This window comes from Actinomycetospora sp. C-140, assembly GCF_054796175.1.
In genome coordinates, this window is record NZ_JBTWNF010000006.1 from 31,263 (window position 1) to 54,060 (window position 22,798).

The following is a 22,798-nucleotide window of genomic DNA, read 5'->3' on the forward strand; positions in this document are numbered from 1 at the left end:
GGGGCGGAGAAGTCGCCGGCCGGCGCCGGGAGCTTCGCGGATACCCGACGTCGCCGTGTGCGACCTCGCTGGTGAGCACAGCGCCCGTTCGGGTGTTCGTACTTTGTACGGTGCGGCGCCCGGCCGTCAAGGACCGGTTCCCTGATCGCGGTGCGTCGTCACCCAACGGAAACAGAAGCCCGCGTGACATCCGCGGAGCGATGTGCGATGTTTCGTACCGTACTAAGTACGGCGCCGGCGGACGGAGGCTCGATGGACGACGCGGTGATGGACCTCGAGGTCGTCGGACTCCGCCGCGAGGCGGACGGCGTCCTCTCGGTGGAGCTGCGCGACCACCGGGACCGCCTGCTGCCCTCCTGGGCCCCTGGCGCGCACATCGACCTCGCGGTCGGCGAGCACGTGCGGCAGTACTCGCTGTGCGGCGATCCCGCCGACCGCCGGCGCTACCGCGTCGCGGTGCTGCGCGAGCCCGACTCCCGCGGCGGGTCGGCTCACGTCCACGAGCGGCTGCGCCCCGGCGACGAGGTCGAGGTCGGCGGGCCCCGCAACCACTTCCCGCTCGCCGACGCCGAGCGTCACGTGCTCGTCGCGGGCGGTATCGGCATCACGCCGGTGATGACGATGGCCGCGGCGCTCGCCGCCCGGGGCGCCGACTGGCGGCTGGTCTACCTCGGCCGGTCGCGGCGCAGCATGGCCTTCCTCGACGACCTCGCGACGCTGGACCGCGGCACGAAGCGCAGCGGAGCTGCCGCGCCGGAGGCGCACGCAGCCCGCGTGACCGTCCACGCCGACGACGTCGACGGCGTCCCGGACCTCGCGCGGCTCCTGGAGGATCTCGACGCCGGCACCGCGGTCGCCGTCTGCGGGCCGGCCGGGCTCATCGCCGCGGTCGAGGCGCACTGCGCCGGGAACGACCTCCCCGCACCCCGCGCCGAGCGGTTCGCCGCGGCCGCGCGCGACGACGACGAGGAGCTGACCCCCTTCGACGTCGTCGTCGCCAGCACCGGGCGCCGGATCGCCGTCCCGGCCGGGCGCTCGGCACTCGAGGCCCTCGACGACGCCGGCCACGCGCTGCCCAACGCCTGCCGCGACGGCGTGTGCGGCAGCTGTCTCGTCGGCGTCGTCGCGGGCGAGCCGCACCACCGCGACGCCCTCACCGAGCCCGACCGCACCGACGTCATGGCCCCGTGCGTGTCCCGCGCGCGGTCGGCCGAGCTCGTGCTGGACCTCTGAGCGTCCCGACCACCACAGGAGATCCCCGTGACCACCGAAGCCGCGCCCGACGAGGTCGCCCCCCGCCGTCCGCGCCTCTCGCGCCGCTACGTCGAGCGCGTCGTCGAGCCTGGCCCGCCGGTGCAGGCCGGGTCCGACTGGTCGAACTGGAGCACCTACGACCGTGCCGAGCTGGGGTTCCGCGACCACTGGTACCCGGCGGTGTGGGCGCACGAGGTCGGCCGCAAGCCGGTGCCGGTGACGATCTGCGGCGAGAAGGTCGTGCTCGTCCGCGACGACCGGACCGGCGCGATCAAGGGCCTGCACGACCGCTGCCCCCACCGCGGGGTGCCGCTGTCGCTGGGCCGCCGACAGTTCCCCGGGACGATCTCCTGCCCGTACCACGGCTGGACGTACGACCTCGAGGACGGCCGGCTCGCCGCCGTCATCACCGACGGCCCCGACTCCCCCATCTGCGGCAAGGTCGCGGTCGCGACCTACCCCGTGCGGGAGCGCCTGGGGCTCGTGTTCGTCTACATCGGCGAGCTCCGCGAGGACGGCACCCCGCCGCCGGTCGAGGACGACATCCCGGCCGAGCTGACGCAGAACACGCTCGTGCTCGGCGGCCGCAACGAGATCCGCGACGGCAACTGGCGCTTCGCCGCCGAGAACGGCTTCGACGAGGGCCACGCCAAGTACCTGCACAACACGGCGCTGTGGCGGCTGTTCAAGGTCATGCCGACCTGGAACAGGACACGCATCGTCGAACGCGACGGCTGGCTCATCCGCGTGCAGGACGAGGTCCACTGGGAGGCGGAGTTCCCCGGCGTCGGGCGGTTCAGCAACCAGCGCTGGTGGAAGCGCATGCCGCTGCCCGACCGTCCCGGCAAGAACGGCGACGCCAACCCCGTGATCGCCGCGCTGGACCTGCCGGGGTTCGTCAGCATCCGCCTGCCCGGCATCCTGCGCGTCGCGTACCCCCGGTTCATCCACTACGAGTGGTACGTCCCGATGGACGCCGACCACGTGCGCTACGTGCAGCTGATGGTCCGCTTCGAGACGGGCTGGAAGGCCGCGGCGTTCAAGGCGAAGTACCTCGCCGCGATCCGGTGGCTCTTCCACGGGCAGTTCACCGCGCAGGACGCGTGGATGGTCGACGTCATGGACTCGCCGCCCGAGCGGCTCTACCGCCCCGACCTCTCCCTCACCGCCTGGCGCAAGCACGTCGAGGACAGCGACGTCGTGGTGCAGACGGTGGCGCGCCGTGGGCACTAGGACGGCCGGACAGGTGCAGCTCTCCCACGGCCGGCGCGGTGCCGTGGGCGGGCCGGCGACGGTCGTCCTGCACGGCGGCGGGCCCGGGTGTCACGCCGCGAGCGACTTCGGCGCCGTCATGGCGGCCCGACCGGACCGCGCCTGGCTGTGGGCCGACCTCCCGGGGTACGGGCGGTCCCCCGCCGCCCCCGGCCCCCGTCTCGCCGCCGCCGCGCGGGCGCTCGTCGACCTGCTCGACGCGCTCGGCGTCGAGCGGGCCGACGTGCTCGCGCAGTCGTACGGCGGGTCGGTCGCGCTGCTCGCCGCGAGCGGGGCACCGGAGCGCTTCGGGCGGCTGGTGCTGATCGGCAGCACCCCGACGCCCGCACCCGGAGGCGTCGGCGGCCTGGTCGATCCCGGGCTGGGCGCGCGGCTCCGCGCGGCGTACGCCGGCGACGGTCGTCCCGATGCGGCGCGGATGCGGCAGTTGATCGGTCAGGCCGAATGGGACGACGCGTCTCGTGTCCCGGAGGCGCTGGTCGACGATCGCTTCCGGTCCGACCAGAACGCCGCTGGCGCCGAGGGCGCCCCCGAGGACCTCGGCGACCTGCTCGCGCACGTCGCCGCGCCCGTCCACCTCGTCTGGGGCCGCCACGACCCCTTCGCCGGGCCGGCCTACGCCGCCGCGCTCGCCGACGCCCTCCCCCGCGCCGACCTCACCGTCCTGCACGCCACCGCCCACCACCCGCAGTCCGAGCGACCCGACGCGGTCGCCGCGATCGTGGACGCCCACCTGAGGAGCTCCTCGTGATCCGCTCGACCGCCGCCGTCCTGGGCGTCGTCACCGCCGGCGTGATCGCCGCCCGCACCGGAGTGCTCGCCCGGCTGGGCCGGCGCACCACCGTCCGCACCGTGCACCCGGTCCGATGAGCGCCCCGCCGCTGATCGCGGCCCTCACCGCGCAGCAACGCACCTGGGTCGACGACGCCTGCGCCCGCCTCGACGCCACACGCCTCACCGAGCTGGTCGTCGGCATGGTCGACATCCCCAGCCCGACCGGCGAGGAGGGCCCGCTCGCGGGGTGGCTCGCCGGGCAGCTCGACGCCGCCGGACTGGCCGGGCGCGTCCAGCCCCTCGACGACCGGCAGGCCAACGCCCACGGCCGCCTCGCCGGCGACGGCACCGGCGAGAGCCTGCTGCTCTACGCACCCATCGACACGTTCACGGTCGGCGACCCGGCCGAGGACGTCCCGTGGATCGGCCCGGAGCTGCGCGCCGACATGCAGCCCCGCGCGCAGGTCCACGGCGACCACGTCCTGGGTCTCGGCGCGAGCAACCCCAAGGGCCACGGCGCCGCGGTGATCGCGGCCGCCGAGGCGATCGCGGCCGCCGGCGTCCGGCTGCGCGGCGACCTGCTCGTCGGGCTCGGCGCCGGCGGGATGCCGACCAACGGCCGCGACACCCGCGGGCTCACCCGCCGCAACACCGGCCAGGGCGTCGGCGCCTCGTTCCTGCTCGAGCAGGGCGTGTGGGCCGACCACGCGGTGATCGCGAAGCCGGGGTGGGCGGTGGCGTGGGAGGAGGTCGGGCTCTGCTGGTTCGAGGTGCGCGTGCACGGGGCGTTCTCCTACGTCGGCTCACGGCACCGCATGCCCTACCGCAACGCGATCGGCCACGCCGCGACGGTGATCGACGCGCTCGAGCGCTGGTTCCCGCAGTACTCGGCGCGGCACACCGACGGCCTGGTGGCGCCGCAGGGCGTCGTCGCCTCGATCGAGGGCGGGTGGCCGCGGCTCGCCTCCGCGACCCCGGCCCTGTGCCGGTTCACCGTCGACCTGCGCACCAGCCCGCGCTCGGCCCCGGCCGACGTGCGCTGCGAGTTCGCCGCCGCCGTCGCCGCGATCGTCGCCGAGCACCCGGAGCTCGACGTCGACTGGGACATGGTGCTCGCGATCCCGGGGACGTCGACGCCGCCGGACGCCCCGGTCGTCGCCGCCGCGATCGCCGCGTGGGAGGGCCTCGAGGGCCGCCCGCACGCCCCGATCGTCGCCAACAGCGGCGCCACCGACGCCAACATCCTGCGGGCCCGCGGGCTGCCCACCGCGCGCATCGGCATGGACCGCATCGGGCCGGACGCCCCGATCCCGCTGGACTTCCCGGCCGGGATGAACGTCGTCGACATCCGGGAGGCCCTGCGGCTGGCCCGGCACCTCGTGCACACCGCCGTGTCCCTGTGCACGCGAGAGAGGACTCCGTCGTGAGCGACATCGTGCTCGGCCTGGGCGCCTCGCACAGCACGCTGATGAACACCCACTGGGACGAGGTCGACCACCTGCCCGAGGCCCACCGCTTCCGCGACGGCCTGGCCGCCGCCCGCGGCGCCCTCGCGGCCGCCCGGCCCGACGCCGTCGTGGTCGTCGGGTCCAACCACTTCCGCGGCATGTTCCTCGACCTCATGCCGGCGGTGACGGTGGGCGTCGGCGAGGTCCTCGGCGCGGGCGAGGCCGGCACGCCGGGCGGCCCGCTGCCCGTCGACACCGACCTCGCCCGGCGCCTCGTCGACGGCATGGTCGCCGACGGCTTCGACCCGGCGTTCTCGCTGCGCCTGACCGTCGACCACGGCATCACGCACTCGCTGCAGCACCTGGTCCCGGATCTCGACGTGCCGATCGTGCCGGTCGTGGTGAACATGTTCGCGCCGCCACTGCCGCCGCTGGCCCGCGTGCACCGGCTCGGGGCGACGATCGGGCGGGTGCTGCGGGAGGACGGCGTCGACCGCCGCGTCGCGCTCATCGCCTCGGGCGGGCTGTCGCACCGGCTGCCGTGGCCGAAGTGGTTCGCGACGCTGTCGGACGACGACCGGTTCCTCGTCGAGGCCTGGCTCAACGGCCGGGACAACTGGTCGGAGTACGAGGTCCGCCGCCGGCAGATCATCCGGGCGGCCGAGCCGGACATCAACAGCGAGTTCGACGCCCGCTTCCTGCGGATCCTCGAGGACGGCGACGTCTCGCCCGTCCTCGCGATGACCGACGACGAGCTGGAGCGGGAGGCCGGCAACGGCGCCCACGAGCTGCGGTCCTGGCTCGCCGTGCACGCCGCCCTCACCGGGCCCGACGGGCCCCCGCACGCGACGACCGCGGCCTACGCCGCCGTCGGTCCCTGGCTCACCGGCATGGGGGTCAGCATCATGACCCCCGCCGGACCGACTCCCACCACGTCCACCACCGGCACCCTGGAGGCCGCCCGATGACCCTCTGGACCGACCTCGCCGAGGTCGACTTCGCGATCACGCACGAGACCGTCGGCGGCGCACGCACCCGGGTGCTGCGCGCCGGTTCCGGTGACGACCACGTCGTCATGCTCCACGGCACCAGCGGGCACCTCGAGGCCTTCGTCCGCAACATCCCCGCGTTCTCGCGCCGCTTCACCGTGCACGCGCTCGACATGCTCGGCCACGGCTACACCGAGAACCCCGGCGGCGACCTGCGCATCCCGCGCTACGTCGACCACGTCCTGGCCTACCTCGAGGGCCACGGCATCGAGCGCGCGCACTTCGTCGGCGAGTCCCTCGGCGGCTGGGTGTCCGCGCGCCTGGCCGCCGACCACCCCGATCGGGTCGGGCGCCTCGTCCTCGTCGCGCCGGGCGGCACCGTCGCCAACCCGGAGGTCATGGAGCGCATCCGCACCAGCACCCGGCGCGCGGTCGAGACCGACGACCGGGCGTTGACCCGCAGCCGCCTCGAGCTGCTCATGCACGACCCGGCGAACGTCACCGACGAGCTCGTCGACGTCCGGCACGCGATCTACCACCGCCCCGCGTTCGTCGCCGGCATCGACCACCTGCTCTGCCTGCAGGAGATGGAGAACCGCACCGAGGACCTGCTCACGCCCGAGCAGATGGCCCGCATCCAGGCCCCGACGCTGATCGTGTGGGGCGCGCAGAACCCGTTCGGCGACGTCCCCGAGGCCCACCGCATGCAGGAGTCGATCCCCGGCGCCAAGCTGGAGATCCTCGGCGAGTGCGGGCACTGGCCCCAGCACGAGCACAGCGCGCGGTTCGACGACCTCGCGCTGACGTTCCTCGCGTGATGCGGGTCGGTCTGCGGATCCCGCCGTGCGCGCCGGTGCCCGACCTCGTCGCCTTCGCGCGCGAGGCCGAGGCGGCGGGACTCGACCAGCTGTGGTTCCCGGACTCCCAGCTGCTGTGGCGCGACGTCTTCGCCGTCACCGCGGCGGTCGCGGCCGGGACGGAGCGGGTCGGCATCGGCACCGCCGTCACCAACGTCGCCACCCGCCACCCCGCCGTGGTCGCGTCGGCCGCCCGGACCGTCGGGGAGATCGCGCCCGGCCGGTTCGTGCTCGGGCTGGGCGTCGGCAACAGCTCGGTCGGCCCGGTCGGGATGTCCCCGTCGACGGGCCGCGCGCTGCGCGAGGGGATGGCGACGATCCGGTCGCTGCTGGCCGGCGAGGACGTCGACTTCCACGGCGTGACGTCGCGCCTGCGCGACCCGGTGGACGTGCCGCTGCACCTGGCCGCGAGCGGGCCCCGCAACCTGCGCCTCGCCGGCGAGGCGGCCGACGGCGCGATCCTGCTCTCCGGGGTCGCGCCGGGGCCGCTGGCGTTCGCGACGGCGCGGGTCGCCGAGGGGGCGCAGGCGGCCGGGCGGACGGCACCGCCGATCACGGTGTCGGCGTTCTGCCGGGTCACCGACGACGTCGAGCGCGACGCCCGCGAGCTCAAGCCGGTCTGCGTGGAGATCGCGCGCAACGGCGGGGGCGCGGCTCTCGCCGCCGCCGGCGTGGACGTCACCGCGCCGGAGCGCGTCGAGGGCGTCTACCCCGACCTCGTGCACGCCGAGGACTGGGACGCCGCGGTGCGGTTCTGCGACGCGTACGTGGGCGACGAGGCCGTGGTGCGCTTCGCCCGTGAGTTCTGCCTGGTCGGGAGCGCCACGGAGATCGACGCGCGCCTCACCGAGCTCGCCGGGGCCGGGGTGGACGGCGTGTTCCTGCAGCACGTCGGGTCGTACGACCTCCCGCACCGGCTGCTCGCCGACGTCGCACGCGACGTGCTGCCGGCGGTCCGGGCCCGGTGACGGTCCTGGGCGAGCTCGCGGCGCGGTCGCGGGCGGCGGCGCGCGACGCCGGGCCGGAGACGCGCCGGCTCGCCGCCCGCCAGGTCGTCGACGTCCTCGGCTGCGTCGCGTCCGGCGCGGGTCACCCCGTCGCCCGGACGTGGCTGCCGCTGGTGCCCCCCGATCCCGCGGGCGTCACCGTGCCCGGCCTGCCGTCGACCTACCGGCTGGACGACGCCGTCGCGGTGGGGGCGACGCTCGCGCACCTCGACGAGCTGGATCCGCTGCACGGCCGCGCGGCGTTCGCGGCGGGCGCGGTGGTGGTCCCGACCGCCCTCGCGCTGGCGACCGCGCGCGGGGCGGGCGGGGAGCTGCTGGCCCGCGCGGTCGTCGCCGGGCACGAGGCCGGCATCGAGGCGAGCCTGCGCCACGGGGGTCCCGCGCTCTACGCCCGCGGGCTCTGGCCGACCGCGGTCTTCGGCCCGCTCGCGGCCGCCGCGACGGCCGCCGTGCTGCTCGGCCTCGACGACGCGGCCACCACCGCCGCGCTCGCGCTCGCGTCGGCCGGGCTCGGCGGCTTCCTGTCCGCCGACGTCCTCGGCCACGGCCACTACCTGCTGAGCGGCGCCGCCGCGCGGGCCGGGCTGGCGGCCGCCCTCGGGGCGCGGGCCGGGCTGTCGGTGTCGACGACGCTGCTCGACGGCCCGGCCCCGGCGCTGCTCGGCGACGCCCCGGCACCGCCCTCCCCGTCCGGGGCGCCCCACCTCGCCGAGGTGGCCACGAAGACCTGGCCCTGCGCCCGCCCGCTGCAGGCGGCACTGGCCGCGCTCGACGGGACGGCGCTGCGCGACGGCGACACCGTCGTCGTCGCCCTGCCCACCGCGGCCGGCCACTTCGTCACCGACGACCCGACACCGGCGGACCCGACCGCCGCCGCGGCGAGCGCCGTCGTCGCGGTGCGCGGCCACGCGGCCGGGCGGGCCGCCGAGCCGGGCTGGTACCGGGAGGTCGCGGCCGGCGCCGTCACCGCGCCGGACATCACGGTGCGGCGGGAGTCCGCGGCCGACCTCGACGCGGCGTTCCCGGCGCGGTGGGGTGCGCACGTCCGCGTCGAGCGCGGCGGCCGGACGGTCGCGACGGCGTCGTGCCTGGCCCCGGAGCCCCTGGACGACGCCGCGCTGCTCGCCCGCGCGTCCCGGCTCGCCGGGCGGGACCTCACGCCGTGGTGCGACCTCGACGCCCTCCCCGGGACCCGCCGTCACAGGACTGTTGCTTGACGGCGACCCGGCGCTCGTTCACCGTCCCGTACACAGTACGAACAGCCACCACCCCGCGGAGGCCCCGATGACCACTCCCCGCTCGGCCGACTACGTCGTGGTCGGTGCCGGCACCGCCGGCTGTGTCGTCGCCCGCCGCCTGCTCGAGCGCACGGGCGCGACGGTCGTGGTCGTCGAGGCCGGCGGCCCGCCCGACGGGATCGCGTCCTCGGGCGACCCGGCCCGCTGGGTGGAGAACATCGGCGCCCCGCACGACTGGGCGTACTCCTACGGGCCGGAGGAGCACCTCGACGGGCGCACGCTCTTCCTCTCCCGGGGCAAGGTGCTCGGCGGCTCCGGCAGCACGAACGCCCTGGTCTGGGTGCACGGCCACCGCGCCGACTACGACGGGTGGGCCGCCGCGGGCAACACCGGCTGGAGCCACGACGAGGTCCTGCCGTACTTCCGGCGCGCGGAGGAGATCGGCGTCGAGCGGGCCACCGACCTGCACCCCGTGGCGCAGGCCCTCGTCGAGGCCGGCGTCAGCTACGGCATGCCCGCCCTCGAGGACATCAACGTCGCGGAGCCCCTCGGCGCCGGCCCGATCACGATGGACGTCCGGGCCGGCGAGCGCACGAGCACGTGGACCGGCCACCTGCGCCCCGTGCTCGACGACGAGCGCCTCACGCTCGTGACGGGCGAGGTGACCGGGCTGTCGCTGCGGGCCGGGCGGTGCACGGGCGTCACCGTCCGGACCGCCGACGGGGAGGCGGAGATCCGCGCCGAGCGCGAGGTCGTCCTGTGCGCGGGGTCGATCAACACCCCGCGCCTGCTGCTCGGATCGGGGATCGGGCCCGCCGGCCACCTCCGGGACGTCGGGATCACGCCGGTGCTCGACCTGCCGGGGGTCGGCGAGAACCTCCAGGAGCACCCGATCATCGCCGGCCTGTGCTTCGAGGCCGCGGAGCCGCTGCCCGCGCCGACCCACAACCTCGAGGGCTCGATGGCCTTCTGGCGCAGCGCCGCCGACGTGACCGTGCCCGACCTGACCTACGTGTCGGTGCAGATCCCCTACGTGTCCGCCGAGGTCGCCGCCGAGCACCCCGTACCGGCGAACGCGTTCGTGCTCGCCCCCGGCCTCATGAGCGTGCGCAGCCGCGGGCGCCTGCGGCTCACGGCGGGCGGCGGGCTCGACATCCGCGCGAACATGCTGGCCGACCCGGCCGACGTCGAGGCCGCCGTCGCGGGCGTCGAGATCGGCCTCGAGCTCGCCGACCAGCCGGCGTTCCGCAAGCTCGTCGCCCGCCGGGTCGCCCCGGGCACCGCGACCGATCGACGGTCGCTCACGCGGTTCGTCCGGCAGGCGGCCATGCCGTACTTCCACCCCGTCGGCACCTGCGCCATGGGCACCGGCGACGACGCCGTCGTCGACCCGCAGCTCCGGGTCCGCGGGATCGAGGGGCTGCGTGTCGCGGACGCCTCGGTGATGCCGACCATCACCTCGGCCAACACCAACGCCCCGACCGCGATGATCGCGGAGAAGGCCGCCGACCTCGTCGCCTGAGCTCTCACCGGGAGAGGCCCACCACCATGCCCCCATCCCCCACGTCGCAGCCCCACACGCTCGTCGTGAACGGCGAGACCGTCGAGGTCGACGTCGCCGGCCTGCCCCTGCTCGCCGACGTGCTGCGCGGCCGGCTGCGCCGCACCGGCACGAAGGTGGCGTGCGGACGGGGCGAGTGCGGCGCCTGCACGGTCCTCGTCGGGGGCCGCCCCACGATGGCCTGCATCACCCCGGCCGTGCTCGTGCGCGAGCCGGTGGAGACCGTCGAGGGGCTCGCGGCGGAGAGCGCCGACCTGCGCGCCGCGTTCGCCGACACCGGCGCGTTCCAGTGCGGCTTCTGCACCCCGGGGCAGGTGGTGGCCGCGACGGCGATGCTGCGCGACGGGCTCCCGGCGGACGACGAGGACCGGCGGGCACACGTGCGCCACGAGCTCTCGGGCAACGTCTGCCGCTGCACCGGCTACCAGGCGATCGTGGACTCGGTCTGCGCCGTCGCCGCCGCCCGCGACGGGGTGTCGTCGTGACGTGGGTCGGCCGTCGCGTCCGCCCGCTCGACTGGGACGACCGCAGCGCGGGACGGACGCTGTTCACCGCGGACCTGGGCGGCGAGCACCTCGTCGGGCGCGTGCTGCGCTCGCCGCACCACCACGCCGAGATCGTCGCGATCGACACCGCGCGCGCCTGCCGGATGCCGGGCGTGCACGCCGTCATCACGGCCGCCGACTTCGCGCCCGACGCGCTCTACGTCCACCGCGGCGGGCCGCTCTCGGACCGCCCGCCGCTCGCGCGCGGCGTCGTGCGCCACGTCGGCCAGGAGGTCGCCGCCGTCGCCGCGGAGACGGCGGCGCAGGCCGAGGCCGCGCTCCGCGCGATCCGCGTGCGCTACCGGCCGCGGCCCGCACCGCTGACGCCGGCCGCGGCCCGCGCGGCCGGCGCACCGACGCTGCACGAGCGGACCACCGACGAGCCCAACGTCGCGATGCTCCTCGACATGACCTGGGGCGACCCCGACGCCGGGCGGGCCGCGGCGGCCGTGACCGTGGAGGGCTCGTTCGCGTACCCGAGCGTGTCGCACGCGGCCATGGAGCCGAACACGACGCTCGCCGCGTGGGACGCCGAGCACGGGCGCGTCGAGCTGTGGACGTCCACGCAGGCGCCGTGGTTCATCGCCAAGGAGGTCAGCCAGCTGCTCGGCCTCGACCACGACGACGTCGTCGTGCGCGAGGTCGCGACCGGCGGCGGGTTCGGCAGCAAGTCGAAGGCCTCCGAGCACGAGGTCCTCGCCGCCGCCCTGGCCCGGGCGGCCCGCCGGCCGGTGCTGCTCGCGCTCTCCCGCGAGGAGGAGTTCGGGTCGAACAAACCGCGGCACCGCTTCGAGACCCACCTGCGCACGCACGCCGACACCGACGGGGTGCTGCGCGCGCTCGACGCCGAGATCGACGTCGACAACGGCTCCTACAACCACATGGGCAGCTCGGTGATGCGCGTCGGCGTCATCACCCTGGGCTCGATGTACCGGCCGGACGGGGTCCGGTTCGTCTCCCGCCTCGTCGACACCGCGACCCAGCCCGGCGGGCAGTTCCGCGGCTACGGCACCCCGCAGGTGTCGCTCGCGATGGAGTCGCAGGTCGACGAGATCGCCGCCCGCCTGGGCATCGACCCGATCGACCTGCGGCTGCGCAACCTCGCGCCGGAGCACGTCGAGACCCTGTGCGGCTACCGGGTGGGCACCAACCGGCTCGGCGACTGCCTCGTGGCCGTGCGCGACGGGCTGGACTGGGACGCCGCGCGCGCCGTGCCGCGGTCGTCCGGCGCGGTGCGGCGGGGCTGGGGCGTGGCCGCCGGCTCGCACGGCAGCGGCGCCTACGCCTACGAGCAGGCCAACCGCAGCGACGCCGCGGTCGACCTGTTCGCCGACGGGCGGGTGCGGGTGCGTCACGGGGGCTCCGACGCCGGGACCGGCCAGAACACGATCCTGGCGCAGATCGCCGCCGACGAGCTGGGCGTGGACCTGGCCGACGTCGCGGTGCTGTCGATGGACTCCGACCGCACCCCGTTCGAGCTCGGGGCGTGGTCGTCACGCGGGACGCACATGACGGGGTCGTCCGTGGGGCAGGCGAGCCGCGAGCTCGCCGACCGGCTGCGCCGGCTCGCGGCGGACAAGCTCGGCACCTCGGCCGATGCCGTGACGCTGAGCGGCGGCCGGGCACGCTCGGACGCCGGCGACGTGGAGCTGGGCGACCTCGTCGACCTCTCCGGCGAGGCCGTCGACGGCGTGCTGAGCCAGGAGACGAGCTATCTCCTCGAGGGCACCGAGATGCTCGCGCCCGGCAAGGACCGCGCGAACCTCTCCCCCAGCTACGCCTTCGCCGCGCACGGCGCCGTCGTCGACGTCGACACCCGCACAGGCCAGGTCCGGGTCGCGGACTACCTCGCCGCCCACGACGTCGGGCGCGCGATCAACCCCACCGCCGTCGAGGGCCAGATCGTCGGCGGCGCGGTGATGGGGCTCGGCGCGGCGCTCGGCGAGGACCTCGTGCGCGAGGGCGGGCGCGTCGTCAACCCGACCTACCTGCACTACGCGCTGCCCCGCAACGCCGACGTCCCGTCGGTGCGCGCGCACGTGGTCGCGGGCCACGAGGCGGCGGGCCCGTACGGCGCGAAGTCGGTCGGCGAGATGTCGATCGTCCCCCCGGGCGCGGCGGTCGCGAACGCCGTCGCCGACGCCGTGGGCGTGCGGATCCGGGAGCTGCCGATCACGCCGGACAAGGTGATCACCGCGCTCGCCGAGCAGGAGGGCCGCCGGCGCCGGCACGGGATCTGGCGGCGGCCCTCGCGGTGGTGGATCGCGGCGATCCGCGCGCTCTACCCGCTCGGGCTGCACCACGTCCTCGACCGCTGGGGCACGCGGTTCGGGGGCGCCCGACGGGCCCGGCGCCACGCCCCCGCGCCGCCGCCGGTGGTGCGGGTGCCGGGCGATCTGACCGAGGCGCTGTCCCTGCTGGGGTCGGCGGAGGCGGCGGCGCTGGGCGGCGGCACCGACCAGCTGCCCGACCGGCCCCGACAGGCCCGGCCGGCGCCCGTGCTCGTCGCCGTGGGCACGCTGCCCGAGCTGCGCCGGATCGAGGTCCGCGACGGGCGCCTGCACGTCGGCGGGGCCGTGACGCTGGCCGAGCTCGCCCGCCACCCCGCCGCCCCGACGGCGCTCGCCGAGGCGGTGCGCGGCATCGCGTCGCCCCAGATCCGCAACACCGCAACCGTCGCGGGCAACCTCGTGCAGGCCAAGCGCTGCTGGTTCTTCCGCAACGGGTTCGACTGCTACAAGCGCAACGGCGCCACCAGCCCCTGCTACGCGATCCTCGGCGACCACCGCTTCCAGCACGCCGCCGTCGACGGCCACCGCTGCCAGGCCGTGACGCCCTCGGACCTCGGGAACGTCCTGCCCGCCCTCGACGCCGTACTGACGCTGGCGGGCGGGGACGGCCGCCGCCGCGAGGTCGCCGCGTCGGCGTTCTACTCCGGCCCCGGCGAGACGGTGCTGCGCGACGACGAGATCGTCGTGGCCGTCGACGTCCCGCTGCCCGCCCGGCGGCGCAGCGCCTACACGAAGCTCGGCCTCTACACCGGCGACTTCGCGACGGCGGCGGCCGCGCTGAGCGTCGTGGTCGGCGACGACGGGCGCTGGCACGACGTGCGGCTGGTGCTCGGTGCCCTCGCCCCGACCCCGTGGCGGCTCACCGAGGTCGAGGACGCCCTGCGGGGGACGCGGCCGACGGTGGCCGGGGTGCGCCGGCTCACCGACCGCGTCCTCGACGCGCACGCCCATCCGCTGCCCCGCAACGGGTGGAAGCTCGACGCCGCCGCCGGACTCGTCGAGCAGGCCGTCGAGGAGATCGTCGCCGGCTCCGCGGCCGCGTCGCCGCCGCGGACCGCGGTGGCACCGGCGGGGGTCTGACCACCCCCGCTGCGAGCGACGACGCCGCGATGAGGCACCGTGCGGGGCCGTCATCGACGCGGTATCGGCGCCCGGCGAAGCGTCGTGAAATCGAGGTGAGACAGCATGTCCGGCACCGACGAGTCCGGCGGCACGACGCGGGACGACGCCGCGGCGCAGGACCACGCGGCCGAGGACGGCGAGCGCGCGGGCACGGCGGTGGGCGTCGCCGACCGCGGCGAGTTCTCCGGGACGCCGAGCACGTCGGAGGACTCGGCGACGGACTCCACGACCGACTCCACGACCGACTCCACGACCGACTCCACGACCGACTCGGAGTCCGATGCCGCGACGGACTCCACGAGCGACTCCACGAGCGACTCGACGAGCGTGGACGAGGACGCCACGACGACCGTGACGGCGTCCGGCGCGTCGGGTGACGACGACGACGTCGACGACACCCACGACGAGGACGCCGACGACGAGGAGCGCGCGCCCCGTCCGTGGCTGACGATCGCGCTCGGCGCGGTCGCGGCCGCCGCGATCATCGCCCTGGCGGTCACCTCGCTGATCATCCCGGGGTGGGCGGTCAAGCCGGGGTCGCCGGACTCGGTCGCGGAGCGCGTCACGACGGCGCTCGCCACGAAGAACCCGTCCGAGCTCGAGGCCGTCTCCTGCCACAACCAGCAGGGCCAGGCGACCAACCCGTTCCCGCCCGACGCCCTGCAGATCATCCAGTCGGCGCGCCCGGCGGGGCCGCCGCGCATGGAGCTCGACACCCAGGCCGTGGCCCCGATGGACCTCACGCTGTCCGCGCAGGGCCAGACGCAGGACCTGCCCGCCGACATCGTCCTCGCGGTGACCGACGGCGACTGGTGCATGGCGGGTGTCTCGCAGCGCCAGTGAGCGCGAGGATCACGGCGTGGACGAAGAGAGCGTCGTGGTCGAGCGCCGGGGTGCCGTCACCGTCGTCACCCTGAACCGGCCGGACAAGCGCAACGCCGTCGACCGCGCGACCGCGGAACGCCTCGCCGAGGCGTTCCGCGGGTTCGACGCCGACGACGACGCGGCGGTCGCGATCCTGCGCGGCGCCGGGCCGTCCTTCTGCGCGGGCGCCGACCTCGCGGCGGTCAGCCGCGGCGATCTGAACCGCGTGGAGCCCGACGGCGACGGGCCGATGGGGCCGACGCGGCTGCGTCTGTCCAAGCCGGTGATCGCGGCGGTGCACGGCCACGCCGTGGCGGGCGGGCTCGAGCTCGCGCTCTGGGCCGACCTGCGGGTCGCTGACGAGACCGCGGTGTTCGGGGTGTTCTGCCGGCGGTGGGGCGTCCCGCTGATCGACGGCGGCACCGTGCGCCTGCCGCGGCTCATCGGGCGCAGCCAGGCGCTGGACCTCGTCCTCACCGGCCGGCCCGTCGCCGCCGACGAGGCGCTGCGGATGGGCCTCGCCAACCGCGTCGTCCCCGCCGGCACCGCCCTCGACGCGAGCCTCGAGCTCGCCGAGCAGCTCGCCGCGTTCCCGCAGACCTGCCTGCGCGAGGACCGCGCGTCGCTGCTCGACGGGGAGTCGCTCGACGAGGACGCCGCCCTGCGCCGCGAGTTCGCCCACGGCCAGGTGTCCCTGCGCGCCGACACGGTCGCCGGCGCCACCCGCTTCGCCTCCGGCGCCGGCCGCCACGGCTCCTTCTCCTGATCCACCGGCGGGTCCGACGCACCCGACGAATGCCGCACACGGGGTGTGCGAGCAATGCGGCTTTCCTGGCGTGTGACGCCAGGATCGCCACATCCTCGGTGCGCCGACACGCCGGCGCGTGTCAGCCTGGCGGCCACGCTCACGTTCAACGTCAGGAAACCCACCACGATCACGGGCGGGGCAGGGGCACCTCCCGGCCGTCGACGACGAGCCGCCCGCCCGGCCGCAGCACCGCGGCAACACGCTCGAGAGCCCGGCGCTCCCGCGCGGGGTGGCGACCGTCGAGCACGCCGACGCGCACGGCGAAGGCGAGGTGGAAGGGCTCCTCGCCGGGCTCGAGCACGAGGTCCTCGACCGCCGCCCGCCGCACGCTCAGCAGTCCCGCCGCGATCTCCTCAGCGCAGCCCTCGCTCGCCTGGCGGACCGCCGTCGCCGATCGGTCGACGGCGAGGACGTGACCCGGAGCGACCCGCGCGGCGACGGCCCGCGCCGCGGCGCCCGGCCCGCACCCGATCTCCAGCACGCGCATTCCGGGCGCCAGGGACAGACCGTCCACGATCGCCGCGAGCCGGGGCGACAGGGCGGGCGTCACGACCGTGACCGTAGACGCCCACGACGCCCGCGAGCTGCCATGATGCCTGGCATGGTGACGCCGTGACCCAGCCCGAGCCGCGCCCCTCCCCCCGCATCGGGACGGCCGAGCGGGAGGCGGCGATGAAGGCCCTCGACGCCCACCTCGAAGCCGGCCGCCTCGACCCGGAGGAGTACGGCGAGCGCAGCGCGAAGGTCACCGAGGCCCGTACCGCCGAGGACCTCGAGCCCCTCTTCGTCGACCTCCCCGAACCCCACCCGCTGTCCGCGCCTGGCGCCGTCGCCGCCCGCGACGACCGCCGTCCCGCCGCAGCCGCCCCGCCGGGGGCTCCCGCGCGACGGGAACCGAGCGCCCTCGCCCGCTACGGGCCCGCGGTCAGCGCCGCGTTGCCGATCATCGCGCTGATCCTGTTCTTCACGGTGCCGATCGCGAACTCCTGGATCTTCTTCCTGCTCATCCCCCTCGGCGGCGCGCTGTTCGCGCGCTCCCGCCAGGAGCAGCAGGGGAACGACCGGGACTCCTGACCCCACCTCGTTCGTTCCGTGGCCATCGGCCGCCCTGCCGTGGGACCATGCCCGCCCCTGCCGTCGCGCCGGCAGGGCCGGTGACCCGAGCGTCGAGAGCAGGGGTGACGGCGATGTCGTCGACGGCAGGACCGTACGGCCCGAGCGACGGCCCCACGGTGCGGATCGACCGCGGCGGGACGGCCTCGCGCTCCACGATGCTCTGGCAGGCGCTGAGCGCACTGTCGCTGCTCGCGATGGGCGGCATCCACCTCTATCTCGCCCTGACCAGCACCGGCGGCATCCTCGGGACCCTCTTCATCCTCAACGGGATCGGGGGCGCGGTCCTCGCGATCGCCGTGCTCGTGACGCGGGGGCGCCTGCTCGCCGTCGCGACGGTGCTCGCGCTGCTCTTCCTCGCCGGCACCCTGCTCTGCCTCGTCCTCGCCCTGACCGTCGGCCTCTTCGGCATCGAGTCGAGCCTCGACTACGAGCTCGCGCCGACCACGCTCGTCGTGGAGTCGGTCGGCACGGTCATCCTGCTGATCACCACGGTGCTCGTGCTGCGCCGCCCCGCGCCGACGGCCACCGCCGCCCACCGCCGGTAGCCGCGGGGTCGCGCTACCGTCGGCGACGGTGGGCACGCGGGCGTGGATGAGCTGGTCGGGCGGCAAGGACGGCGCGTTCGCGCTCGCCACGGCCCGGCGGACACCGGGGACGGAGGTCGCCGGTCTGCACACGACGGTGCTGACGACCGGCGAGGTCGCGGCGAGCTTCGTCCCCCGCCGGTTCGTGGAGGCCCAGGCCGCGGCGCTCGGGATGCCGCTCGAGACCGTCGAGCTACCCTCGCCGTGCCCGAACGACGTCTACGAGCAGCGCACCCGCGCGTCGTGGGCCCGGTTGCGTGACGCCGGTGCCACCGCGGTCCTGTACGGCGACCTCTTCCTCGCCGACATCCGGGCCTACCGTGAGCGGGCGCTCGCCGGCACGGGGCTCGACGCCCACTTCCCGCTGTTCGGGCGACCCACCGGACCGCTCGCCCACGCCGTGCTCGACCACGGCGTCCGGGCGATCGTCGTCTGCGCCGACCCGGCGCGGGTGCCCGCGGAGATCGTCGGCCGGGTGTGGGACGCCGCGCTGATCCGCGAGCTCGGCGACGGCGTCGACCCGTGCGGGGAGAACGGCGAGTTCCACACGCTCGTCACCGACGGGCCGGGGTTCGCCCGTCCGGTCGCCGCGCGGGTGACCGGGACGGCCGAACGCGAGGGCCTCGTGACGGCGATGCTCGACGGCTGAGCCGCGACCACGGCAGGCTCTGCGGCCATGGCGCTCCGGACGGTCGCCGACGGGGTCCGGCTCGGCGCCCTCGTCCCCGGCGAACTGCTCAACACCGTCGTGCTGACGGGTCCCGACGGCGACGTCGTGGTCGACGCCGGGCTGCCCTGGTCGGGGCGCCGGCTTGCCGCCCTCCTGCGCGGCCGCGACGTCGTCGAGCACGCCGTCACCCACGCCCACGGCGACCACGTCGGCGCGAGCGCCTGGCTCTGCCGGCAGACCGGGGCGCCCCTGGCCATGGGCACGGCCGACGCCGACCTGTTCGAGGGCGGGCGCCTCGACACGCACGCCGGCGCCCTGGGGCGCGCCGTCCTCGCCCCGCTGGCCCGCGAGCGCCGGCGCGTGGACCGGCGCCTCGTCGAGGGCGACCGTGTCGCCGGCTTCGAGGTCCTCGCCGTCCCCGGCCACAGCCCCGGGACCCTCGCGCTGTGGCGAGACGAGGACCGCGTCCTCGTCGTCGGCGACGGCCCCGTCAACGTCTCCTCCGACCCGGCCGCGCCGCGATGGCTCCCGTTGCCCCGGGGTCTCCACGACGACCCGGCGGGCGCGGACGCCTCACGCCGCCGGCTCGCCGGACTCCGACCGTCGCTGGTGGTCGGTCTGCACGGCCGACCGGTCGCTGCGCCGGACGCCTGGGCGCGCGCCGTCGGCGCCCGCTGAGCCTCCCCGTCCGCACCCGGCGGGCGTAACGTCGCACGATGGCGAAGGAGCAGAAGGACAAGAGATCGCAGCACGACGACGATCCGGTCGCCACCGCCCTGACGACCCCGGACGCGCCGATCTCGTCGAACGGAGGAGCGGCGTCCGCCGGCTCCCGGCGGGCGACGCCGAAGGCGGCGCCCCGCATGACGCCGAGTCCTGCGTCGAGCGCGACGACGGCGGCGCTCCGCACGGCGCCGGGCACGCCGGCGGCCGCCGAGCGGAGGGTCGACGCCCCCGCCGAGAAGGCCCCCGTCGGCACCGTGCACGGCCTCGCCGACTCCGCGGTGTCGGCCGTCGAGGGCACCGCCCGGGCGATCACGCGGGTGCTGCCCCACCGCGGACCCGTCTACCTGGGCGGCGCCGCGCTGCTCGTCCTCGGCGTCGTCGACCTCCCCGTCGCGCTCGGCGGCGCGCTGGCCTACGAAGCGCTGCGACGCTGGGAACCGGCCCGCCCGACCCCGGCCTGAGCCCCCGGGCCGGTCGGTGGCGTCAGTGGCCGTCGTCCGGTCCACCCGGCGCGACGAACACGCAGAACGGGTGTCCCGCCGGGTCGGCGTAGACGTGCAGCGGCTCGTGGGCGTCGCCGGAGCGGTCGAGCAGGTGCCGCGCGCCGAGCGCGGCGGCGCGCTCGTGCTGGCGCCACAGGTCGTCGACGGTCGGCACGGTCAGGTCGAGGTGCAGCATCTGCGGGTGCTCACCGTCCGGCCACGTCACCGGCGGCAACGACGCGACGGGCTGGAACGCGAGAACCGGCAGGCCGGAGACGTCCCGCAACGCGAGCCACTCCCGTGCCTGCCGGTCGTCCCCGTCGTCGGCGGGCGGTTCGTCCCCGACCCGGTAGCGGAGGCCCAGGAACCGGCGGTAGAACCCCGCCAGCCCCCGGGCGTCGGTGGTGTCGAGGACGGTCTGACGCAGGATCGGGTGGGGATGGGGGTCATTCATTGCGCGGGAAGCCGAGATCGAGCGCACCGGCAGTGTCCGGCCTCCGGCTCGGCAGCTCCGCTGCGCTTCGTGCCGACGGGCTTCGGCGGGCGGGGTCGATCCAGCGGGACGTGACGACCTTGCCGCGGGTGAAGAAGTGCACGCCCTCGGTGCCGTGGGCGTGGGTGTCGCCGAACAGCGAGTTCTTCCAGCCGCCGAAGCTGTAGTAGGCCATCGGCACCGGGACCGGGACGTTGATGCCGATCATCCCGACCTCGACCTCGTGCTGGAACCGGCGCGCGGCGCCCCCGTCGTGGGTGAACAGCGCCGTGCCGTTGCCGTACGGGTTGGCGTTGATCAGCGCGACCGCCTCGTCGTAGGTGTCCACCCGCAGCACCGAGAGCACTGGACCGAAGATCTCGTCGGTGTAGATCGACATGTCGGTGCCGACGTGGTCGAACAGCGTCGGGCCGACGAAGAACCCGCTCGTCCCGTCTTCGTGGCGATCCGCGTCCGGGGTCACGCCGCGCCCGTCGACCACCAGCGACGCACCGGCGGCCTCGCCGGCGTCGACGTAGCCCGACACCTTCTCCTGCGCCGCGCGGGTCACCAGCGGACCCATGTCCGACCCGCGGCGACCGTCGCCGGTGACCAGCCCGCGGGCCCGCGACGCGATCCGGTCGACCAGCTCGTCGCCGCACGATCCCACGGCCACGACCGCCGAGATCGCCATGCAGCGCTCCCCCGCGGACCCGAATCCCGCGTTGACGGCCTGGTCGGCGGCCAGATCCAGGTCGGCGTCGGGCAGCACCACCATGTGGTTCTTCGCCCCGCCCAGGGCCTGCACCCGCTTGCCCGCCGCGGTGGCGGTCTCGTAGACGTACCGGGCGATCGGCGTCGAGCCGACGAAGCTGATGCTCTTGACGTCCGGGTGGTGCAGCAGCCCGTCCACGGCGGTCCTGTCGCCGTGCAGGACGTTGAACACCCCGTCGGGCAGCCCGGCCTCGCGCCAGAGCTCGGCGAGCCACTGCGCGGCCGAGGGCACCTTCTCGCTCGGCTTGAGCACCACGGTGTTGCCGGCGGCGATGGCGATCGGGAAGAACCACATCGGCACCATGGCCGGGAAGTTGAACGGGCTGATGATCCCGACGACCCCGAGGGGCTGGCGGATCGAGGACACGTCGATCCCGGTGGAGGCGTTCTCGGTGGCCGAGCCCTTGAGCAGGTGCGGCATGCCGCACGCGAACTCGACGACCTCCTGACCGCGGGCGACCTCGCCGGCGGCGTCGGAGAGGACCTTGCCGTGCTCGGCGGTGATGATCTCCGCGAGCTCGTCGGCGCGGGCGTTGAGCAGCTCCCGGAACGCGAAGAGGATGCGGGTGCGCTCCGTCAGCGAGGTCTCGCGCCACGCCGGCCACGCGTCGCGTGCCGATCCCACGACCGCCGCCACGTCGGCGTCCGTCGCGAACGCGACCTGCCGGCTCACCTCCCCGGTGGCCGGGTCGGTGACGTCACCGCGCTGGTCGCCGGTCGACTTCAGGGCCGCACCGCCCGCCCAGTGCTGCAGGGTCTCCATCAGGGGCTCCTCATCCTCTAGCGAACTCCCGCCAGCAGCTCGTCGGCCCACACGGCGGTCTTGGTGCGCTGGCTCTCCGCGGCGGTCAGCCGGTGCGCGGCGAGCAGGTACGCCGACGCGCGCGCGACCTCCGGGGCCTCGGCGGGCAGGCACCGGGCGGAGAACTCCTCGAGCACCCGCCCGCCGGGGAACCGGCAGCGCTCGTGGCGGGCGTGCGGGAGCCGGCAGCGGGGACGCGGCACCGAGGCGCGCTCGACACGCAGCGGGCCGTGCGCCCACAGCTCGCCGTCGAGGTCCGGCACCCCGTGGGCCAGGAGCGCCGCCTGCGGGCCGGTGAGCAGCTCCCGGGGGTCGAGGACGCCGTCCCGCAGCGCGATCGCGAGCCCGGCGGGCACGCGCTCCCGCACCTCCGAGCTGTGGAAGACCGCGCCGGGCAGCACGTCGAGCTCGACCCGGCCGCCCGCGGGGCGCGGCAGGTCCGGCACCGCGCCGGTGCCGGACCCGCGCAGCCGCACGGTGAGGTCCCAGCGGTCGCGGCCACGGTCACGCAGGCGCAGGTGGACCCCCGCACGGGCGAGTGCGAGGTCGTCGGTGTCGAGCAGGTGCAGCCGGCGGTGCCGCACACGGACCGCGTGCGTCCCCGAGAGCAGCGTCGCGGTGTCGACGCCGGGCGTGAGGAGAATCTTGATCTCGACGCTGTCGGCGCCGCTCCCGGCGATCGCGTCCCACTGCCGGTCGCCGACGGGCGGGAACCCGAGGGCCTCGGCGAGGTCGCCGGGGAACGGCGGGGCGTGGTCGAGCATGCGCGCTCCCTGCGCGACGGCCGCGTCGCGGGTTCGGGGGCCTCGGATCCGCGGCGGGCTGCTCGACCGCGGCGTGGCGACCGTACCCGCCGCGACCAGGCGCGACGACCCGATCGAGGGAACGCATGATCGGTCAGGTCGAGCAGCCCTGGGCCATCAGGAGGTCTTCTTTCCCTCCCACAGCTCACCGCCCGTGAGCACATAGACGAACGGCACGATCGGCACCAGGGCGAGGACGGCCCAGACGATCTTCGCGGTGCCGCTGAGCTCGGGGCGGACGACGAGGTTGAGCCAGACGAGGATCACCGCGACGGGGTGCAGGAAGCAGACCAGGAGCTCCGCCAGCTTCTTCATCGGACGTCCTCCCCTGGCGGTTGA

The 22,798-nt window shown here is 75.7% G+C and carries 23 protein-coding genes and 1 pseudogene; 19 read left to right on the plus strand and 5 right to left on the minus strand.

Annotation, left to right across the window (positions count from 1 at the left end):
* The first annotated feature begins 252 nt into the window (after positions 1–252).
* The 14 genes from ACR9E3_RS11795 (at position 253) to ACR9E3_RS11860 (ending at position 15,988) form a co-directional block, all read left to right on the plus strand.
* On the plus strand, positions 253–1,233 hold the full coding sequence (locus tag ACR9E3_RS11795) for a PDR/VanB family oxidoreductase (protein ID WP_460380478.1): 981 nt from the start codon (positions 253–255) through the stop codon (positions 1,231–1,233).
* A gap of 27 nt (positions 1,234–1,260) precedes the next feature.
* Positions 1,261–2,487 carry a Rieske 2Fe-2S domain-containing protein gene (locus tag ACR9E3_RS11800; RefSeq protein WP_460380479.1) on the plus strand — a complete coding sequence of 409 codons (1,227 nt, stop codon included), beginning with the start codon at positions 1,261–1,263 and terminating at the stop codon, positions 2,485–2,487.
* Positions 2,477–3,277, plus strand: a complete 801-nt coding sequence (locus ACR9E3_RS11805; RefSeq protein ID WP_460380480.1) for an alpha/beta fold hydrolase — start codon at positions 2,477–2,479, stop codon at positions 3,275–3,277. The genes ACR9E3_RS11800 and ACR9E3_RS11805 overlap by 11 nt, the downstream gene beginning before the upstream one ends.
* Positions 3,274–3,396: a hypothetical protein gene (locus ACR9E3_RS11810; RefSeq protein ID WP_460380481.1), complete on the plus strand. Its 123-nt coding sequence runs from the start codon at positions 3,274–3,276 to the stop codon at positions 3,394–3,396. The genes ACR9E3_RS11805 and ACR9E3_RS11810 overlap by 4 nt, the downstream gene beginning before the upstream one ends.
* Complete coding sequence (locus ACR9E3_RS11815; RefSeq protein WP_460380482.1) at positions 3,393–4,727, plus strand: peptidase dimerization domain-containing protein; 1,335 nt, start codon at positions 3,393–3,395, stop codon at positions 4,725–4,727. Before ACR9E3_RS11810 ends, ACR9E3_RS11815 begins: the two co-directional genes overlap by 4 nt.
* Positions 4,724–5,716 (plus strand): DODA-type extradiol aromatic ring-opening family dioxygenase, encoded by a 993-nt coding sequence (locus tag ACR9E3_RS11820; RefSeq protein WP_460380483.1) that lies wholly within the window; start codon positions 4,724–4,726, stop codon positions 5,714–5,716. The genes ACR9E3_RS11815 and ACR9E3_RS11820 overlap by 4 nt, the downstream gene beginning before the upstream one ends.
* A complete protein-coding gene (locus tag ACR9E3_RS11825) occupies positions 5,713–6,555 on the plus strand; it encodes an alpha/beta fold hydrolase (RefSeq protein WP_460380484.1) in 843 nt (280 codons plus the stop codon). Before ACR9E3_RS11820 ends, ACR9E3_RS11825 begins: the two co-directional genes overlap by 4 nt.
* Entirely contained in the window at positions 6,555–7,562 is a 1,008-nt protein-coding gene (locus ACR9E3_RS11830) for an LLM class flavin-dependent oxidoreductase (RefSeq protein WP_460380731.1), read from the plus strand. Before ACR9E3_RS11825 ends, ACR9E3_RS11830 begins: the two co-directional genes overlap by 1 nt.
* Positions 7,559–8,818, plus strand: a complete 1,260-nt coding sequence (locus ACR9E3_RS11835) for an MmgE/PrpD family protein (RefSeq protein ID WP_460380485.1) — start codon at positions 7,559–7,561, stop codon at positions 8,816–8,818. Before ACR9E3_RS11830 ends, ACR9E3_RS11835 begins: the two co-directional genes overlap by 4 nt.
* A 67-nt stretch (positions 8,819–8,885) precedes the next feature.
* Positions 8,886–10,361 carry a GMC family oxidoreductase gene (locus ACR9E3_RS11840; protein WP_460380486.1) on the plus strand — a complete coding sequence of 492 codons (1,476 nt, stop codon included), beginning with the start codon at positions 8,886–8,888 and terminating at the stop codon, positions 10,359–10,361.
* A 65-nt stretch (positions 10,362–10,426) separates the two neighbouring features.
* Positions 10,427–10,885, plus strand: a complete 459-nt coding sequence (locus ACR9E3_RS11845; RefSeq protein WP_460380487.1) for a (2Fe-2S)-binding protein — start codon at positions 10,427–10,429, stop codon at positions 10,883–10,885.
* Complete coding sequence (locus ACR9E3_RS11850; protein WP_460380488.1) at positions 10,882–14,316, plus strand: molybdopterin cofactor-binding domain-containing protein; 3,435 nt, start codon at positions 10,882–10,884, stop codon at positions 14,314–14,316. The genes ACR9E3_RS11845 and ACR9E3_RS11850 overlap by 4 nt, the downstream gene beginning before the upstream one ends.
* 105 nt (positions 14,317–14,421) lie before the next feature.
* Positions 14,422–15,201, plus strand: a complete 780-nt coding sequence (locus ACR9E3_RS11855; protein ID WP_460380489.1) for a hypothetical protein — start codon at positions 14,422–14,424, stop codon at positions 15,199–15,201.
* 16 nt (positions 15,202–15,217) lie between these two features.
* A complete protein-coding gene (locus ACR9E3_RS11860) occupies positions 15,218–15,988 on the plus strand; it encodes a crotonase/enoyl-CoA hydratase family protein (protein WP_460380490.1) in 771 nt (256 codons plus the stop codon).
* A gap of 169 nt (positions 15,989–16,157) precedes the next feature.
* Here ACR9E3_RS11860 and ACR9E3_RS11865 read toward each other — a convergent pair.
* Positions 16,158–16,592 (minus strand): annotated as a pseudogene (locus ACR9E3_RS11865) (SAM-dependent methyltransferase); the annotation flags it as partial.
* A 50-nt stretch (positions 16,593–16,642) separates the two neighbouring features.
* Here ACR9E3_RS11865 and ACR9E3_RS11870 point away from each other — a divergent pair.
* From ACR9E3_RS11870 to ACR9E3_RS11890, 5 genes are all read left to right on the plus strand, one after another.
* Positions 16,643–17,104 carry a DUF1707 SHOCT-like domain-containing protein gene (locus tag ACR9E3_RS11870; RefSeq protein ID WP_460380491.1) on the plus strand — a complete coding sequence of 154 codons (462 nt, stop codon included), beginning with the start codon at positions 16,643–16,645 and terminating at the stop codon, positions 17,102–17,104.
* 113 nt (positions 17,105–17,217) lie between these two features.
* Positions 17,218–17,691 (plus strand): hypothetical protein, encoded by a 474-nt coding sequence (locus ACR9E3_RS11875; protein WP_460380492.1) that lies wholly within the window; start codon positions 17,218–17,220, stop codon positions 17,689–17,691.
* A gap of 28 nt (positions 17,692–17,719) precedes the next feature.
* The gene (locus tag ACR9E3_RS11880; protein WP_460380493.1) at positions 17,720–18,379 is read left to right on the plus strand and encodes a Dph6-related ATP pyrophosphatase; all 660 of its coding nucleotides are present in this window, start codon (positions 17,720–17,722) and stop codon (positions 18,377–18,379) included.
* Between the two features lie 27 nt (positions 18,380–18,406).
* Positions 18,407–19,078 (plus strand): MBL fold metallo-hydrolase, encoded by a 672-nt coding sequence (locus ACR9E3_RS11885; RefSeq protein WP_460380494.1) that lies wholly within the window; start codon positions 18,407–18,409, stop codon positions 19,076–19,078.
* A gap of 38 nt (positions 19,079–19,116) precedes the next feature.
* A complete protein-coding gene (locus ACR9E3_RS11890; RefSeq protein ID WP_460380495.1) occupies positions 19,117–19,587 on the plus strand; it encodes a hypothetical protein in 471 nt (156 codons plus the stop codon).
* A gap of 22 nt (positions 19,588–19,609) precedes the next feature.
* On the opposite strand, the gene ACR9E3_RS11895 is transcribed toward ACR9E3_RS11890, so the two are convergent.
* The 4 genes from ACR9E3_RS11895 to ACR9E3_RS11910 all read right to left on the minus strand — a co-directional run bounded on the left by ACR9E3_RS11895 (position 19,610) and on the right by ACR9E3_RS11910 (position 22,774).
* Entirely contained in the window at positions 19,610–20,062 is a 453-nt protein-coding gene (locus ACR9E3_RS11895) for a VOC family protein (protein ID WP_460380496.1), read from the minus strand.
* Positions 20,055–21,617 (minus strand): CoA-acylating methylmalonate-semialdehyde dehydrogenase, encoded by a 1,563-nt coding sequence (locus ACR9E3_RS11900; RefSeq protein ID WP_460380497.1) that lies wholly within the window; start codon positions 21,615–21,617, stop codon positions 20,055–20,057. Before ACR9E3_RS11900 ends, ACR9E3_RS11895 begins: the two co-directional genes overlap by 8 nt.
* 17 nt (positions 21,618–21,634) lie before the next feature.
* The gene (locus ACR9E3_RS11905; RefSeq protein ID WP_460380498.1) at positions 21,635–22,420 is read right to left on the minus strand and encodes a hypothetical protein; all 786 of its coding nucleotides are present in this window, start codon (positions 22,418–22,420) and stop codon (positions 21,635–21,637) included.
* Between the two features lie 156 nt (positions 22,421–22,576).
* A complete protein-coding gene (locus ACR9E3_RS11910; RefSeq protein WP_285655413.1) occupies positions 22,577–22,774 on the minus strand; it encodes a hypothetical protein in 198 nt (65 codons plus the stop codon).
* Positions 22,775–22,798 lie beyond the last annotated feature (24 nt).